General features: G+C 63.9%; 13 protein-coding genes. 4 read left to right on the forward strand and 9 right to left on the reverse strand.

Annotated elements, in window-relative coordinates:
* Positions 1-9 precede the first annotated feature (9 nt).
* A complete protein-coding gene (locus tag SynRS9909_RS04815; RefSeq protein WP_162858284.1) occupies positions 10-180 on the forward strand; it encodes a hypothetical protein in 171 nt (56 codons plus the stop codon).
* Here the strand turns inward: SynRS9909_RS04815 and SynRS9909_RS04820 are convergent.
* The 3 genes from SynRS9909_RS04820 to SynRS9909_RS04830 are packed head-to-tail and all read right to left on the reverse strand — an operon-like array spanning position 166 to position 4,165.
* Complete coding sequence (locus SynRS9909_RS04820; protein ID WP_007100179.1) at positions 166-2,010, reverse strand: TolC family protein; 1,845 nt, start codon at positions 2,008-2,010, stop codon at positions 166-168. The genes SynRS9909_RS04815 and SynRS9909_RS04820 overlap by 15 nt on opposite strands.
* Positions 2,007-3,173: an FUSC family protein gene (locus tag SynRS9909_RS04825; protein WP_007100178.1), complete on the reverse strand. Its 1,167-nt coding sequence runs from the start codon at positions 3,171-3,173 to the stop codon at positions 2,007-2,009. The genes SynRS9909_RS04820 and SynRS9909_RS04825 overlap by 4 nt, the downstream gene beginning before the upstream one ends.
* Complete coding sequence (locus tag SynRS9909_RS04830; RefSeq protein ID WP_007100177.1) at positions 3,170-4,165, reverse strand: aromatic acid exporter family protein; 996 nt, start codon at positions 4,163-4,165, stop codon at positions 3,170-3,172. Before SynRS9909_RS04830 ends, SynRS9909_RS04825 begins: the two co-directional genes overlap by 4 nt.
* 27 nt (positions 4,166-4,192) lie before the next feature.
* Here SynRS9909_RS04830 and SynRS9909_RS04835 point away from each other — a divergent pair, with 27 nt between their 5' ends.
* Positions 4,193-4,660, forward strand: coding sequence for an MgtC/SapB family protein (locus tag SynRS9909_RS04835; RefSeq protein ID WP_370587895.1), 468 nt, complete (start codon positions 4,193-4,195; stop codon positions 4,658-4,660).
* Here SynRS9909_RS04835 and SynRS9909_RS04840 read toward each other — a convergent pair.
* The 3 genes from SynRS9909_RS04840 to SynRS9909_RS04850 form a co-directional block, all read right to left on the reverse strand.
* Positions 4,642-5,562, reverse strand: a complete 921-nt coding sequence (locus SynRS9909_RS04840) for an LCP family protein (RefSeq protein WP_007100175.1) — start codon at positions 5,560-5,562, stop codon at positions 4,642-4,644. The genes SynRS9909_RS04835 and SynRS9909_RS04840 overlap by 19 nt on opposite strands.
* 75 nt (positions 5,563-5,637) lie before the next feature.
* Positions 5,638-7,764, reverse strand: coding sequence for a cation:proton antiporter (locus SynRS9909_RS04845; protein ID WP_038000752.1), 2,127 nt, complete (start codon positions 7,762-7,764; stop codon positions 5,638-5,640).
* Entirely contained in the window at positions 7,764-9,554 is a 1,791-nt protein-coding gene (locus SynRS9909_RS04850) for an ABC transporter ATP-binding protein (protein WP_007100173.1), read from the reverse strand. The genes SynRS9909_RS04845 and SynRS9909_RS04850 overlap by 1 nt, the downstream gene beginning before the upstream one ends.
* 123 nt (positions 9,555-9,677) lie before the next feature.
* Between SynRS9909_RS04850 and SynRS9909_RS04855 the strand changes: the two genes are divergently transcribed.
* Positions 9,678-9,878, forward strand: a complete 201-nt coding sequence (locus tag SynRS9909_RS04855) for a hypothetical protein (RefSeq protein ID WP_007100172.1) — start codon at positions 9,678-9,680, stop codon at positions 9,876-9,878.
* Between the two features lie 115 nt (positions 9,879-9,993).
* On the opposite strand, the gene SynRS9909_RS04860 is transcribed toward SynRS9909_RS04855, so the two are convergent.
* On the reverse strand, positions 9,994-10,332 hold the full coding sequence (locus SynRS9909_RS04860) for an RNA-binding protein (protein ID WP_007100171.1): 339 nt from the start codon (positions 10,330-10,332) through the stop codon (positions 9,994-9,996).
* A 266-nt stretch (positions 10,333-10,598) separates the two neighbouring features.
* Here SynRS9909_RS04860 and SynRS9909_RS04865 point away from each other — a divergent pair, with 266 nt between their 5' ends.
* Positions 10,599-10,790, forward strand: a complete 192-nt coding sequence (locus tag SynRS9909_RS04865; protein ID WP_007100170.1) for a hypothetical protein — start codon at positions 10,599-10,601, stop codon at positions 10,788-10,790.
* 39 nt (positions 10,791-10,829) lie between these two features.
* On the opposite strand, the gene SynRS9909_RS04870 is transcribed toward SynRS9909_RS04865, so the two are convergent.
* Together SynRS9909_RS04870 and SynRS9909_RS04875 are read right to left on the reverse strand one after the other, a co-directional pair.
* Positions 10,830-11,108, reverse strand: coding sequence for a hypothetical protein (locus tag SynRS9909_RS04870; protein ID WP_007100169.1), 279 nt, complete (start codon positions 11,106-11,108; stop codon positions 10,830-10,832).
* A 2-nt stretch (positions 11,109-11,110) separates the two neighbouring features.
* The gene (locus tag SynRS9909_RS04875; protein WP_007100168.1) at positions 11,111-12,922 is read right to left on the reverse strand and encodes a DEAD/DEAH box helicase; all 1,812 of its coding nucleotides are present in this window, start codon (positions 12,920-12,922) and stop codon (positions 11,111-11,113) included.
* Positions 12,923-13,005 lie beyond the last annotated feature (83 nt).

Consider the following 13,005-nt stretch of genomic DNA (forward strand, 5'->3'; position numbering starts at 1 on the left):
CCGTTTCCAATGTCTCTTCGTCCGTTGCTGCGTCAGGAACTGCCCTGGTTGGTCGCCGAGGTGGTGCTGTTGATCGTGCTCATGAATGCCAATCCGCCTGAGCTGTGGTTCTGGCTGGTGGTGTTTCTCGTGGTGTTCGGCTACCGGATCGAGCGCTGGTGGTCCTCACGGACCCTCTGAACGGCTCAGGGTCAGCCGGGCGGGAACGGTCATGGAAGGATCGCTGGGCATCGGTAGCAGTTCGCGCAGCAGTCGGGCGTAGGTGGTGTTCACATCCACGGTGGCGAACAGGCGGCGCACCAGGGAATTGACTAATTGCTCCTGGGTCACCGAGAGATCGATGTCATCGGCCAGGCCGGTCTGATAGCGCAGTTTGGTGTCGCGGAAGGCCTCCTTGCTCGCCCCCACGGCCCGTCGGGCCGACACGAGCTTGGCGAGGCTGGCTTCATGGTTGAGGAACGCCTGCTCCAGGCGCAGCCGGATGTCATTGCGGGTGCTGGCGTAGCGCTGTGCTTCCGCCCGTTCCTTCAGCGCCAGGGCCTTGACGCTGTTGGCGGTGGTGCCGGCATCGAAGATCAGCCAGTTGAAGGCCAGACCCACCGACCATTCGTAGCCGCTCACCTGCTCAAGCGGCAGGAAGGTGGCACCGCAGCAGCCACCGCCGATGATCGAGAAATTGAACAGCCGCTCCACCGAGCCCAGACCACCGGCGGCGGCGAACAGGCTCAGCTTGGGCAACAGCTGGGCGGCGGTGGCGTCCTGACGCAGGGCGAGGGCGCGTCGGGTGGCGAGGATCGCCTCCAGCTCGGGGTTGTTGTCGTAAGCCGCCAGTAGGGTCTGATCCAGATTGAGGGGCCAGGCCGGTTGCAGGCTGATCGGATCGGCGGCGCTGGGGGTGACCGAGGCCGGCAGGTTCAGCACGGTCCAGAGGCGGCGGCGGGCGACGGCACGGTCGGCCAGGGCCTGAATCAGATCCTCCTGGTCAGCCGATAGCACGGCGCTGCGACGCAGCAGGTCGACCCGGGGCACAAGACCGGCCCGTTTGAGGTCGAGCACGTCTTCCAGCACCACCAGATCGGTGCGCACGACTGCATCGCGGATGCGCACCAGCTGCTCACTGCGCTGCAGCTCGTAGTAGGCCTCACTCACCGCGAGCTGCAGGGCGCGCAGGTCGTTGGCGTAGGTCTTCTCCTGTTGTTCGAGCACGGCCTGGGCGGCCCGCACCCGCGGCGTCCGGGCGAAGTCGATCAGCGCGTAGTTCAGTTGCAGGCCCGCATCGGCCGACACACCGTTGGCGACGGCTCCCAGGCCGCCTCCGGCTGGCACGTAGAACGGGCCGGCGGAATCGCCGCTGACCGATGTGCCGTTTTTGGTGAGCGCGAAATTCGGCATCTGTCCCTGGGCTGCGAAGGCGGGTCCGAAGCCGTAGGTGTTGTTGCCGTAGGGCGAGTAGGTGGTGGTGCCGCTCTGGAAACCCTCGACGTTGCCGAAGACGCTGATCGTGGGCCAGTAGCTGCCGGCCGCGGCGGCCACGGTGGCGGCCTGGGCGGCGATCTGATCCCGCTGCAGCTGCAGATTCGGGTTGTTTTGGAAGGCGATCGCAATCGCGTCCTTCAGGCTCACCGCCTTGATCGGGTTGGCGGGGGTGCCTGCTGCCGGCAGGCTCAGGGGCCCATCCGGACGGGCCTCCTCGGGGCTGAGGGGACCGGACGCTGGTCGGTTGGCATCGAGCAGGTTGGCGGGCACCTCGGGGGCGGCCAGATCGTCGCTGCTGTCGAGGCTTGGCGCCGGCCCCAGCATCGAATCGAGCGCCTCCATCTGTCGGTTGAGCTGATCCCAGCTTTGTTCCAGCTGGCGGGTGGTGCCGCCGGTGTTGAGGGGAGGCACCTCGGTGGCGCGGGGTTGCACCGGCTGTGCCCCAGCGGGAGCGAGCGCCGTCAACAGGGTGAGCAGCGGCGTGAGTCTGGAGCAGCGGCGGAAAATCTGGGGCACAAGTCCGGCGCTGGTCATCGCAATCCGCTCGATCCTGCCGAGCCCTCGCTCGCCAGCGCCTGGTCAAGGACAGGTGTTGATCCGGCCAGGCCTGGGGTGTTGTCGCGGGAGATCATCACCATGTGTCCCAACAGCGACGCCCGCAGCACGATCTGGCGTAACCGTTGGTCGCTCACCTGCTCCCGGGCCTCCTGCGTCGCTTCCAGCAGGGTCTGGCGCAGGACCTCCATCTGGGAGTGCAGAGCGGTGATCTCCTCCTGCATGGAGCTGTTGGGCAAGGCCTGGCGCTCGAGCAGGGAGGGGCGTCGCAGCTCCACGGCCAGGCTCCGGAGCAGGGCGACCTCCCCGTCCAAGACCTTCACTTCCTGGGCATGAAGCCTGCCTACGGCCTCAGGCGCGTGAATGGCAGCGGGAAGTCCTCTTAACCCATCGATCACGCTCATCAGCTGGGAGCTGAGGAGATCCAATTGGCTCCAGAGGCGATGCAGGGGGTGGTTCTCGGGGCTGGCTCCCAGCTCCACTTGGGCTACTTGGCGCTGTTGCCGGACGCCGTTGATCTGACCGAGCAGGCGGTTGCGGCGGCTGCGGCGCTCCGCAATCGGCAGCCGGCGGGGATGCTCCTGGCGAAGGTCGTCGGCGTAGCTGGTCAGCTCAACGCCAAGGGCTTCAAACAACGCGGCGAATTGCTGATGCAGCTGGGGGATGGTGCGACTGGGCCAGATCCAACGGGCAGCCCACAGGGAGATGACGATGCCCAGGGAGGTCCAGAACAGGCGTAGCGGTCCCCAGATGGTTTCTTCGCTGTTGTGGACCAACCAGCCCATGATGATGATGTTGCCCGCCACCTTGTAACCCACCTGCAGACCCAGGGCTCCGCCGAACAGGCGGGTGGCCCCCAGGGCCAGACCCAGGGAGAGGGCCAGTGGGAGCTGCAGGCTGCGTGAGAAAATCACCAGCAGGATCACCCCCATGAGCGATCCCAGCAGTCGCTGGATGCCCAGCTTCAGCGAGCTGCCGTAGGAACTGGAGAGCACAGCCGCCGTGGTCATCGGCAGGTAGTAGCCGAAGGGGATGTCGCTGAGCAGACCGAAGCCGGCGCTCAGGCCGGTCACCACGGCCAGGCGCAGATCACTGCGAACAAACCAGGGTTGCGGCTTCGTGGAGGGCCCGGGTGTGCTCATGAGGCGCCAGCTGTTGCCACCGTTGCGGCCATGGCCACCGAGGTGTCCAGTCGCTGTTGGCTGCGCACCAGCAGCCTCAGCCGCGTGATCTCCTCCTCCAGCGCGATGCGCTGGGGCAGGGGCAAGTTCGTGAGGTGATCGGCAAGAACCAGGGCCTGCCAGGCCATCGGCTCATTCAGATCCAGATAGCGCCCCAGTTCGGGCAGCACGAGTCTTCCCTCTTTCGGTTGCAGGCGCTCCAGCAGGCGCTCCACAAGCAACCAGCGCACCTGCAGGCAGCGCAGCAGGCTCATCCGTTGCGGCCAACGGCGTTGGCGCAAGCGCTGGATCTGGCGAGGTCCGAGGCTTTCTTCCACATTGATCAGGCGTTGCAGTTCCAGCAGGCTGCGCGTGATCGCTTCTGAATCAATCGGTTCCGGTGCGGGGCCCCGGCCCTGGAAGGCGGCGCTGTGGGCGTTCAGGCGGCGATGCAGGATCGCCACCAGGCCATCGCTGAGCTCCTGCATGCGGGCCAGGCGATTCTTCGGCCAGAACAGGCGACCCATCAGCAGGGCCACCACAATGCCCACCACCGTGTCGACACTGCGGTTGAAGACGTAGCTCCAGTTGAGCAGGGCGTAGCCCGGGATTCCCAGGAACATGATCGTGATCACCGCGGCGGTGGAGAGGCCGCTGCTCCAGCCGAGACGCCGCAGCAGCGGAATCGAGATCAACAGGCTCACCAGAATGCCGATCCAACCGGAGAGGATCGTGTGAACCACAAAGGTCACCAGCCCGCCGGTGACCGTGCCCAGGATGCGTCCCCGGGCTGCCCGCAGGGAGTTGTCGTCCTGGTCGTCGACCACGAAGGTGACGGCGAGCAGGGGGTACCAGAGATAGGTGATGCGTTGAAAATGTTGGGAGATGGCGCAGGTGATCAGCACGCTCAGCCCAAGACGCAGGCTCTGTCGCAGCAGATTGCCGTTCACGCCGATGCTCTCGATCGCTGCCATTGTGCGGGCACGGCCCTCGTCTCGCTCGTGTTGTCGCCTGATGTCCTCTCCACCGCGTTGTGGCGCACCACCGATCTCGATCTCGACGCGCTCTGGCGCATGGGTGCCGCGGTGGCGTGCGGCGTCGCTGTGGGGTTCAACCGCTTCCGCACCAGCCGCCATCACCCGCACCGCTTGCGCGTGCATGTGCTGGTGGGGCTGAGTGCCTGTCTCCTGGTGCTTGCGGCCGGCGATGGGCTGGACAGCCGCAGTCGGGCGATTCAGGGGGTCGCTACGGGAGTGGGGTTTCTCGGTGCCGGTGAGATCCTGCAGGAACCGCGATCGCGTAAACGCGGTGAGCCGGCCCATGTGCGCGGCCTCACCAGCGCCGCGTCGATCTGGTTCACCGCCGCCCTTGGGGTCACCGTGGCCACGTCCACGCCCTCGATTGTGCTGATCGCTCTGGTGTTGGCCCTGATCGTGCTCAGCTTCGGGGATCAGAACAACACCCGGTAGCGCCAGCTGCTGGTTTCACTGGCATCGGCACCGGTGCTATTGCCACTAGGCCATTCGGTGTCGAGGTAGCTGATGCCGTTGCGGAAGAACGGCGTTGCTTTGAGCCGCTGGGTTTCCAGATCGGTGGTGCCCATGGCGGTGATCAAGCCCCCCAGCTCCATCGCCCCCAGATCGGTGTTGAGATTGCTGCCTGCGGCTGTGATCAGGGCGGGCAGTCGCACCAGATTTTCCGGACGCTTCAGCGAATTGAACAGGCTTTTGAGCACCAGTTGCTGGCGCGCGAGCCGGCCTAAATCGCCTTCGCCGTCGTGGCGCCAGCGCAGAAAACCCTCCAGATCCCGACCTTTGAGGGTCTGCGGTCCTGGTTGCAGATCGATCGTCAGCCCCTGCGATCGGTCGATGTAATACAGCCGCTTGGGTACATCCACCCGCACACCGCCCACCAGATCACCCATGGTGCGGATGCCTTCCAGATTCACCAGAATGTGGTGTTGGATCGGCCGCCCCATCAGCCGCGAGAGCTCCTGCTTCACTGCCTCCGCGCCACCCCTGGCGTAGAGAGCGTTGACCTTCATCGGACCGAAATTGCGCGAATCGACGTAGCTGTCTCTGGGGATCTGGGTGATGCGGGTTTCGCCGTTCTCCACCCGGATGGTGAAGATTGCATCGGTGTTGCTACCACCGTCTTCCATGCCGAGCACCACCACCTCCCGGTCACCGAAGCCCGACCAGGCGGCGAAGGGATTGCTAATCGGCAGCAAGGAATCACCGGCTCCTGCGGCACCCCCCGGTGCCAGGGAACGGCGCAGGGGGATCGAGAGCAGCAAGCCCGCACCCAGACCGATGCCCACGGCAATGAGCAGGGAGCGGCCGGCTGCCGGTCTTGGGTACTGCGCTTTCATTGGCAAACTTTAGCCATGCCTTTTTCTTTTCTTAAGCTTGGTTCCTTGCAGCGCTGCTGCCCGGCTGTTGCGGGTTCAGAGCAGTGGCTCGCTGATGACCATGGTGGGGCAAGCGAGCTGCCGGATCAAGCCGCTGGTGCGATCGCTCGCCGGGATGGGCAAGCCGGCCACCCGGCGGCGTTGCGAGCGGAGGATCACCAAATCATGGTGGCGACTGGAGCGTTCGATCGTCTGATCGATGCCTGGGCCTGGCACCAGCTCAATGCGAATGCGGTCGTGCGAGTCGCCAGGGGGATGCCAGCGCCGCAGTTCCCGTTCAATCCACTGGCGATCGTGGCGGTTGAAACGGGGATCAACGATATGCAGCAGGGTGATCACCCCTGAGGCTCCGTCCCCGCCATGGTTCAGCAGCCGCTGCGCCAGTTCAAACTGCTCGCGCGCACTGGCGGACAGGTCCTTGATCGGGACGAGGATCCGCTGCAGCTCTTCCGGATCCCGTCCGGCCAGATTCACCACCACCACAGGACAGTGGGCGCTGCGGCAGACCCCATCCACCAGATCACCGAACAGCCATTGGCGCAGTTTGTCGGGCTGCCCTGTTCCGATCAGCAGCAGATCGGCCCCCTGCTCCAGGGCGCTGCGACTCATGCCACCGGCGATGTCTTCATCCAGCCGCAGCAGGCAGTGCGTGGGCACCCCGAGGGTGGCTCCGATGGCCGTGGCCTGCGCCAGTCGCTCTCTGGCGGTGGCGACTGCCCGGGTGAGACTGCCACGGGCCTCCTCCAGACTTGGGCAGACCAGAGCCATCGGCAGCAGCTGGCCGGAGTGGTCTGATCCCCCGGTCAAGAGACGCGAGGCCATGCTCAGGAGGCCATACTCCGTCGCGGGATTCGCCACTGGCACCACGATCTTCAAGGGACGTCGATCCACCGCTCTGGGTGGATCAGTGAGGTCATCACCGGATGCATTCCCGGATGCACTCGCAACAACCGATCGTTTGGAGGGGACGAAGTAGGAGTTGGTATCGTCGTCAGGCTCGACAAGTTGTGTGACGGAGCGAGCCGTGAGCGCTGGTCCAAGGGACGCTGTCACCACCATCATCGCGAGCACTCCGTTGAGAACAGAGGCACTCAAGAGGCCCGCTTCATACCCCACAAAGGCTGCAGCCAGAGTGGCGGCAACCTGAGGCATGGCCAAAGACCACATCATCACCACTTGATTGCCGTTGTAGCCAAAGAGTTTGCCGGTGATGAAGCTGACAATCCCTTTGCAGGCAATCACTCCGAACACCATCAAGGCAGTGAGTTCAAACTCGCTGATGCTCTGACGAAGGCTGTTGAGATCGATCAGTAGTCCAAGGTGGATAAAAAAGATCGGGATAAAAAGAGCTCCCCCAACAAAGATTATTTGTTGTTTTGCCTTGCCTTCGGGTAGAACGGAATTGATGGCCAGGCCGGCCAGAAAGGCGCCCACGATTTTTTCAACTCCAGCCAGTTCGGCCCCGAGTGAAGCGATGAAGAGGGTCAGGAGAACGGCGAGAAAAATCCTGTTTTCATCGTTGAGGCTGCTTTTGAAAATCTTTTCTCCGATCGTACGAATGCTGGCAACAACAAGGACAGCAAAGAGGCAGACGCTGGCTATCAGACTGATGACGCTGGGAGCTGAGAGCGACCCCTTGCCGAGTCCCATGGCGATTGCGAGGACAAGCAGTGATGCAATATCGGTGAGAATTGTGCTGCCAACGCTCACCACAACTGATTCATCGCGTTGGGCTCCGTAGCTGCGAACAATCGGGTAGCCCAGGGGTGTGTGGGTGGCAATCAGCGTGCCCATCAGAATGGATGGAATAAGGGGGAATCCGAACACAATTCCGATGCCTGTTCCTGTTGCCATGCCAAACAGAAAGTGGAGAATTCCGAGTGTCAAAGAGCGGTTTTTGACACGATTGAATTCGTCAAGATCGATCTCTAGCCCTACGATGAAGAGCAGGTAAATGGCACCAATGTCCGAGAAAAGATTGACGGTTTCTCCGCCGGGTTGTAGCCAGTTGAGGAGATTGGGGCCAACGAGGATTCCTGCGATCAGCAGACCCACCAGGTCGGGTAATCCAGTTTTTCTGACGATGGGTGGCACCAGCATCGAGATCCCCACCAGCAAGGCGAAAACCCCCAGCGGGTGGTGAATAAGCTGCGACGCATTCATCAGAGGGCGAGGGCTTCGTCGGGGCGCAGGCCTGCCTGCACGCGCCAGAGGTCGGCGTAGGAGCCACCGCAGGCGATCAGGGCGTCGTGCGTGCCTTCCTGGGCGATGCGTCCTTGATCCATCACCACAATCCGGTCGGCGTGCCTCACGGTGCTGAGGCGGTGAGCAATCACCAGTGTGGTGCGGTTGGCCGTGATCTGCAGGAGCGAGCGTTGAATCGCCGCTTCCGTTTCGTTGTCCACAGCTGCGGTGGCTTCATCGAGCACCAGGATCGGCGCATCTTTGAGAATCGCCCGTGCCAGGGCGATGCGCTGGCGTTGTCCGCCTGAGAGCCGCTGGCCACGCTCGCCCACCACGGTGTCATATCCCTCGGGTAGGGCGGCAATGAAGCCATGGGCTTCCGCCAGTTCGGCGGCGTGGCGCACCGCCGCGGCACTGGCCTGCTCCTGGCCGTAGCGAATGTTGTCGGCGACGCTGCCGTGAAACAGATACACGTCCTGGCTGACGAGGGCGATGCAGCGCCGCAGATCGGTGAGATCGAGCTGGTCGATCGCCAGGCCATCCAGGCAGATGCGACCGGCCTGGAGTGGATAGAGACGCAGCAGCAGTTTCACCAGGGTGCTCTTGCCCGATCCGGTGGCGCCGACGATGCCCACCGTTTCACCGGCGTTGATCCGAAGGCTGAAGTTCTGGAGTAATGGGGCGCGCTCGCGGTAATGGAAATCGACCTGCTCATAGCTGATGGCGCCTCGGAGCGTGTCCGGCTGGAGCCGCCGTTGGCCTCCGCTGATTCGGATCGGCGTGTCGATCAGATCCAGCACCCGCCGGGTTGATGCCATGGAGCGCTGGTAATCGTCGAGGGTGCGGCCCAGGGTGGTGAGGGGCCAAAGCAACCGCTGGGTGATGAACACCAGGAAGCTGTAGGTGCCCACGGCGATGGTCCCTTGCCACGCCTGGAGTCCGCCGATCAGCAGGATCGCCAGGAAGGCGAACAGGATGGCGAAACGGATCAGGGGGATGAAGGCGGCGGAGAGACGGATCGCCCGGCTGTTGCTGTGCCTGTAGGCGTCACTGGCCTGGCGGAGTTGCTCCAGTTCCCAGGCTTCGCTAGTGAAACTTTTGATCGTGAGCATGCCGCCCAGATTGTTCGCGAGCCTGGATGCCATCGCGCCGGCCCGATCGCGCACGTCGCGGTAGCGGGGAGCGAGACGCTTCTGGAAATGGAGTGACCCCCAGAGGATCACCGGGATGGGCAGGTAGGCGAACAGGGCGACGCCGGGTGCCATCACCGCCATTGCTCCCCCCACCAGCACCACGGTGGTGATCAGTTGCAGGATCTCGTTGGCGCCGTGATCGAGAAACCGTTCCAGCTGGTTGATGTCATCGCCGAGCACGGTGAGCAAGCGGCCGCTGCTGTCGTTTTCGAAGAAGGCCATCTCCAGCTTCTGAAGATGGTCGTAGGCCTGGAGGCGCAGGCTGTGCTGGGTGGTCTGGGCGAGGTTGCGCCAGAGCACGCCATAGAGATATTCGAACAGGGATTCCGCACTCCACACCAGGAAGGAGAGGCCAGCCAGCACACCGAGCTGACTGGGCACGGTCACGGCGCCCAGTCGGGCCAGCCAGGAGGTCTGCTGTTGCACCACCACATCCACAGCGAGACCGATCAGCACCGGTGGCGCCAGGTCGAAGAACTTGTTCAACAGGGAGCAGGCGCTGGCGGCCAGCACCAGGCGGCGATGGGGGGCCAGGTGGGCGAGCAGCCGCTGCAGGGTGGAGGGGGGATGTGCCATCGCTGCATTCAAGGCCAGGCGCTCCGGATGCGGTGCGAGCGCTTCTTGTGAAGCTGTTGCTGGTGAACAGTGGAGGGGTTGCGCCCGGCGTTAGACCAGTGGTGTCACCACCAGGAGGTGTTCATGACACGGACCCGAGACTTCCATCGCTTCCATCGTTGGACGGCGAAGCTGCGTCGCCGCAGCCTGCGCCAGGCGCTGCCGGTGCCCCGCGAAGGCGAACTGCAGCCCACCCATCCCATGGCCGAGCTGCGTTGCCGCGAGTGGCAGCGGGATCAGCTGCATGACCTGATCGAGCTCGACGACGCTGAAGCGATGGCCTGATGGTTTGGTGAAGCCTTGATGGCGTGACCATTGAGGCTCAGCACAAAAGCCCTGGGCCGGCCAGCTGACCGGAACCCAGGGCTTTCTGTTTGAGCACACGCTCAGAGGGGCTGGATCACCAGCGGTTGCCGCCGCCGTAGCCACCGCCGCCGCCGCCGCCGCCACGGTTACCGCCGCCGCCGCCGTAGCCGCCGCCACCACCACCGGTGCGCTCGCGCGGGGTCGCTTTGTTGACGCGGATCATGCGACCCATCCACTCCACGTTCTGGAGATCGTCGATCGCTTTCTGTTCGTCGCTGTCGTTGTTCATCTCAACGAAAGCGAAGCCGCGCTTGCGGCCGGTTTCGCGATCCAGGGGCAGGCTGGCGCTCTTGACCTCACCGTACTGGTTGAAGAGGTCGAGCAGATCCTCCTGCTCCGCCTGGAAGGAGAGATTGCCGATGTAGATGGTCATTCCTTTTGGGACCGATGGAGAAATGTGATCAGTGAAGCCGTGGTCCGAAAAGGAAAGTCCTTGATGCTGAAGCCGTGTGAAGCTGAAGCCTGGGGGAGCGAGCCGATCAGAGCCGAATGCTGAAGCTGATGCAGTTTCAGGCTACAGGGGCGTGCGCTCGCTGAGTCGCCATCGCGGGCTGTTCACAGGATCGTGAAGGGAAGTGGAAGAAGCCGGGTTTTGCCGCCGTCATGCTTCATTGTCAGAAGATCCTGACAGGAGGGGCGATGGGACTGGCTTCGATCCGGGCGCTGCACTGGACAGCGGAAGGTGAACTCAGCCCCTCCGATCGTCTGGATCTGCTGCGGTCGCTGGTGGTGCATTGCAGCGTGCCAGAGGTGCAATACGAACTGGTGCGCACTGTGGAGCTGCTCAGCGTCACCCAGCTGGATGTGTCCAGGCAGGTCACGCTGTCCTGACGGGAAGCTTTGGGTACGGTGCCTTTAGAGCTGGCGCCTTCAGACCTTGTAACGGGCGGCGGCCTTCTGCTTGCAGCTGTCCTGGGCGGACTGAATGGAAGCGCCGCTGTTCACTTCATCCAGAAAGCAGTTGCACGTGTAAGAGCCCATGCCTGCCGGCGGCGTTTTGCCGGCATGGCTCATGGCGGCATTGAAGCCGGCGAGACAGAGACGTTGGATCATGCCGTCGTCTCCGGCGGCCCAGCCACTGGCCGGGAGGGCCGCGGAGAGTCCCAGGCCGGCCGTGGTGGCAAGCAACAACGTGGAGAGGGTGCGCATGATCAGGTGAAGGGACGGATCTGCAGTTCCCTGTTCATCACCTTCAGGTGTTTCAGGGACTGAAACACATCCTGGGGCATCCCTTTGGGCAGGTCCACCAGGGTGTGGGATTCGAAGATCTGGATGCGGCCGATCATCCGCCCCTGCAGACCGGATTCATTGGCGATCGCCCCCACCAGGTTGCCCGGTTTGACCCGGTCGCGATGGCCCACCTCGACACGGAATCGCTCCATGTTGTCTTCGGGTGGTCGGGAGGGGCGCTCCTGGCGACGTCGGTCGCCGCGGTCGCCGCGGTCGCCGCCACGGCTGCCGAGGCGATCCTCGCGTGTGCGACCGCGGTTGGCGTTTTGCAGCCAGCTTTCATCGCCCTGCACGAGCAGCGGCTGATCGCCCACCGCCAGGGTGAGGGCGGCCAGGGCGAGTTGCTCCATGCTCAGGCTGTGCTCCTGGGCGACGCGCTGCAGCAGTTCCTGCAGGAGGGGGCCTTCATCCGCCTGGCGCTCAGCGCCATCTCCGGTGGCCACAGCCGTCAGTTTCTGGCGCAGGTTGTCGAGCCGGGCCTGATTGATCTCGGCATTGCTCGGGATCTGCATCGGCTCGATCGGTTGCCCGGTCGCCCGCTCCAGGTTGTTAACGAACCGGCGCTCCCTGGGGGTGACAAACAGAATCGCTTCGCCGCTGCGACCGGCCCGGCCGGTGCGACCGATCCGGTGCACATAGGCCTCACTGTCGAAGGGCATGTCGTAATTGATCACGAGGCCGATGCGCTCCACATCCAGGCCCCGCGCTGCCACATCCGTGGCCACCAGGATGTTCACTGTGCCTTTGCGAAGGCGCTCCACCGTGCGCTCCCGTTGGTTCTGGGGCACATCACCGTTGAGGACGGCCACGTCATGACCGGTCGCCTCCAGGTTTTCCGACACCGTGAGGGTGATCGCTTTGGTGCGGGCAAAAATGATCACCCCCTCGCCGGTGACCGCCTCCAGCACGCGGTTGAGCGCTTCCAGCTTATGGCTGTTCTGCAGCGTGATGCAGCGTTGGCGGATGCGCCGAGCTTCCTTTTCCTGCGTTTTGATCGTGATTTCTGCCGGTTCGCGCAGGTAGCGTTTGGATAGGCGACGAATTTCGGCCGGCATCGTGGCCGAAAAGAGCACCACCTGGCGTTCTTCCGGCAGCTGATCGAGGATCCATTCAACGTCGTCGATGAATCCCATGCGCAACATTTCATCGGCTTCATCGAGCACGAGGCTGCGCAGATGGCTGGTGTTGAGCGTGCCCTGGCGCATGTGATCCATCACCCGGCCCGGGGTGCCCACCACCACATCCACACCGCGCTTGAGGCTGTGGATCTGGGAGCGGAAATCGGAGCCGCCGTAGATCGCCAGCACATTCAGGTGGGGATGGCCGGCCGCATAGGCCTTGAACGACTCGGCCACCTGCATGGCCAGTTCCCGCGTGGGAGCGAGCACCAGCACCTGGGGGCCCGGTCCCTCCGGCTGCAGCCTCTCCAGCAGGGGCAGGGCGAAGGCGGCGGTCTTGCCGGTGCCGGTCTGGGCCTGGCCCACCAGGTCCCGGCCCAGCATCAGCTCGGGAAAGGCGGCCCGCTGGATCGGTGAAGGGGCCTGATAGCCCTTGCTGGCCAGGGTGCGCAGCAGCGCCTCACTGAAGCCGAAGCCGTCAAAGCCCGACCTGGCGTCCGTCGCCGCATCCGGGGGTGTGTGGGTCTCGCTGGCCTGAGAGGTCTCGTCGATCGTGGCGGCGCTGAGATCCACCGAACACGACAGCTCGCTGCCGTGCGTTGCACTCTGGGTCATGTCGAAAAGGCACTGGCCTGATTGATCCTTCAAATCAGGCCTGCAACGTCCAATCGGTCGAAACCGTGATGTATTGCTTGCCC

The sequence above is a fragment of the Synechococcus sp. RS9909 genome (genome assembly GCF_014279595.1).
Lineage (GTDB): Bacteria > Cyanobacteriota > Cyanobacteriia > PCC-6307 > Cyanobiaceae > Synechococcus_C.

Excerpts from the sequence above, each read along its gene's own strand:
- SynRS9909_RS04815 (WP_162858284.1), top strand. The coding sequence starts at position 10 with ATGTCTCTTCGTCCGTTGCTGCGTCAGGAACTGCCCTGGTTGGTCGCC.
- SynRS9909_RS04820 (WP_007100179.1), bottom strand. The coding sequence starts at position 2,010 with ATGACCAGCGCCGGACTTGTGCCCCAGATTTTCCGCCGCTGCTCCAGA.
- SynRS9909_RS04825 (WP_007100178.1), bottom strand. The coding sequence starts at position 3,173 with ATGAGCACACCCGGGCCCTCCACGAAGCCGCAACCCTGGTTTGTTCGC.
- SynRS9909_RS04830 (WP_007100177.1), bottom strand. The coding sequence starts at position 4,165 with ATGGCAGCGATCGAGAGCATCGGCGTGAACGGCAATCTGCTGCGACAG.
- SynRS9909_RS04840 (WP_007100175.1), bottom strand. The coding sequence starts at position 5,562 with ATGAAAGCGCAGTACCCAAGACCGGCAGCCGGCCGCTCCCTGCTCATT.
- SynRS9909_RS04845 (WP_038000752.1), bottom strand. The coding sequence starts at position 7,764 with ATGAATGCGTCGCAGCTTATTCACCACCCGCTGGGGGTTTTCGCCTTG.
- SynRS9909_RS04850 (WP_007100173.1), bottom strand. The coding sequence starts at position 9,554 with ATGGCACATCCCCCCTCCACCCTGCAGCGGCTGCTCGCCCACCTGGCC.
- SynRS9909_RS04855 (WP_007100172.1), top strand. The coding sequence starts at position 9,678 with ATGACACGGACCCGAGACTTCCATCGCTTCCATCGTTGGACGGCGAAG.
- SynRS9909_RS04860 (WP_007100171.1), bottom strand. The coding sequence starts at position 10,332 with ATGACCATCTACATCGGCAATCTCTCCTTCCAGGCGGAGCAGGAGGAT.
- SynRS9909_RS04865 (WP_007100170.1), top strand. The coding sequence starts at position 10,599 with ATGGGACTGGCTTCGATCCGGGCGCTGCACTGGACAGCGGAAGGTGAA.
- SynRS9909_RS04870 (WP_007100169.1), bottom strand. The coding sequence starts at position 11,108 with ATGCGCACCCTCTCCACGTTGTTGCTTGCCACCACGGCCGGCCTGGGA.
- SynRS9909_RS04875 (WP_007100168.1), bottom strand. The coding sequence starts at position 12,922 with ATGACCCAGAGTGCAACGCACGGCAGCGAGCTGTCGTGTTCGGTGGAT.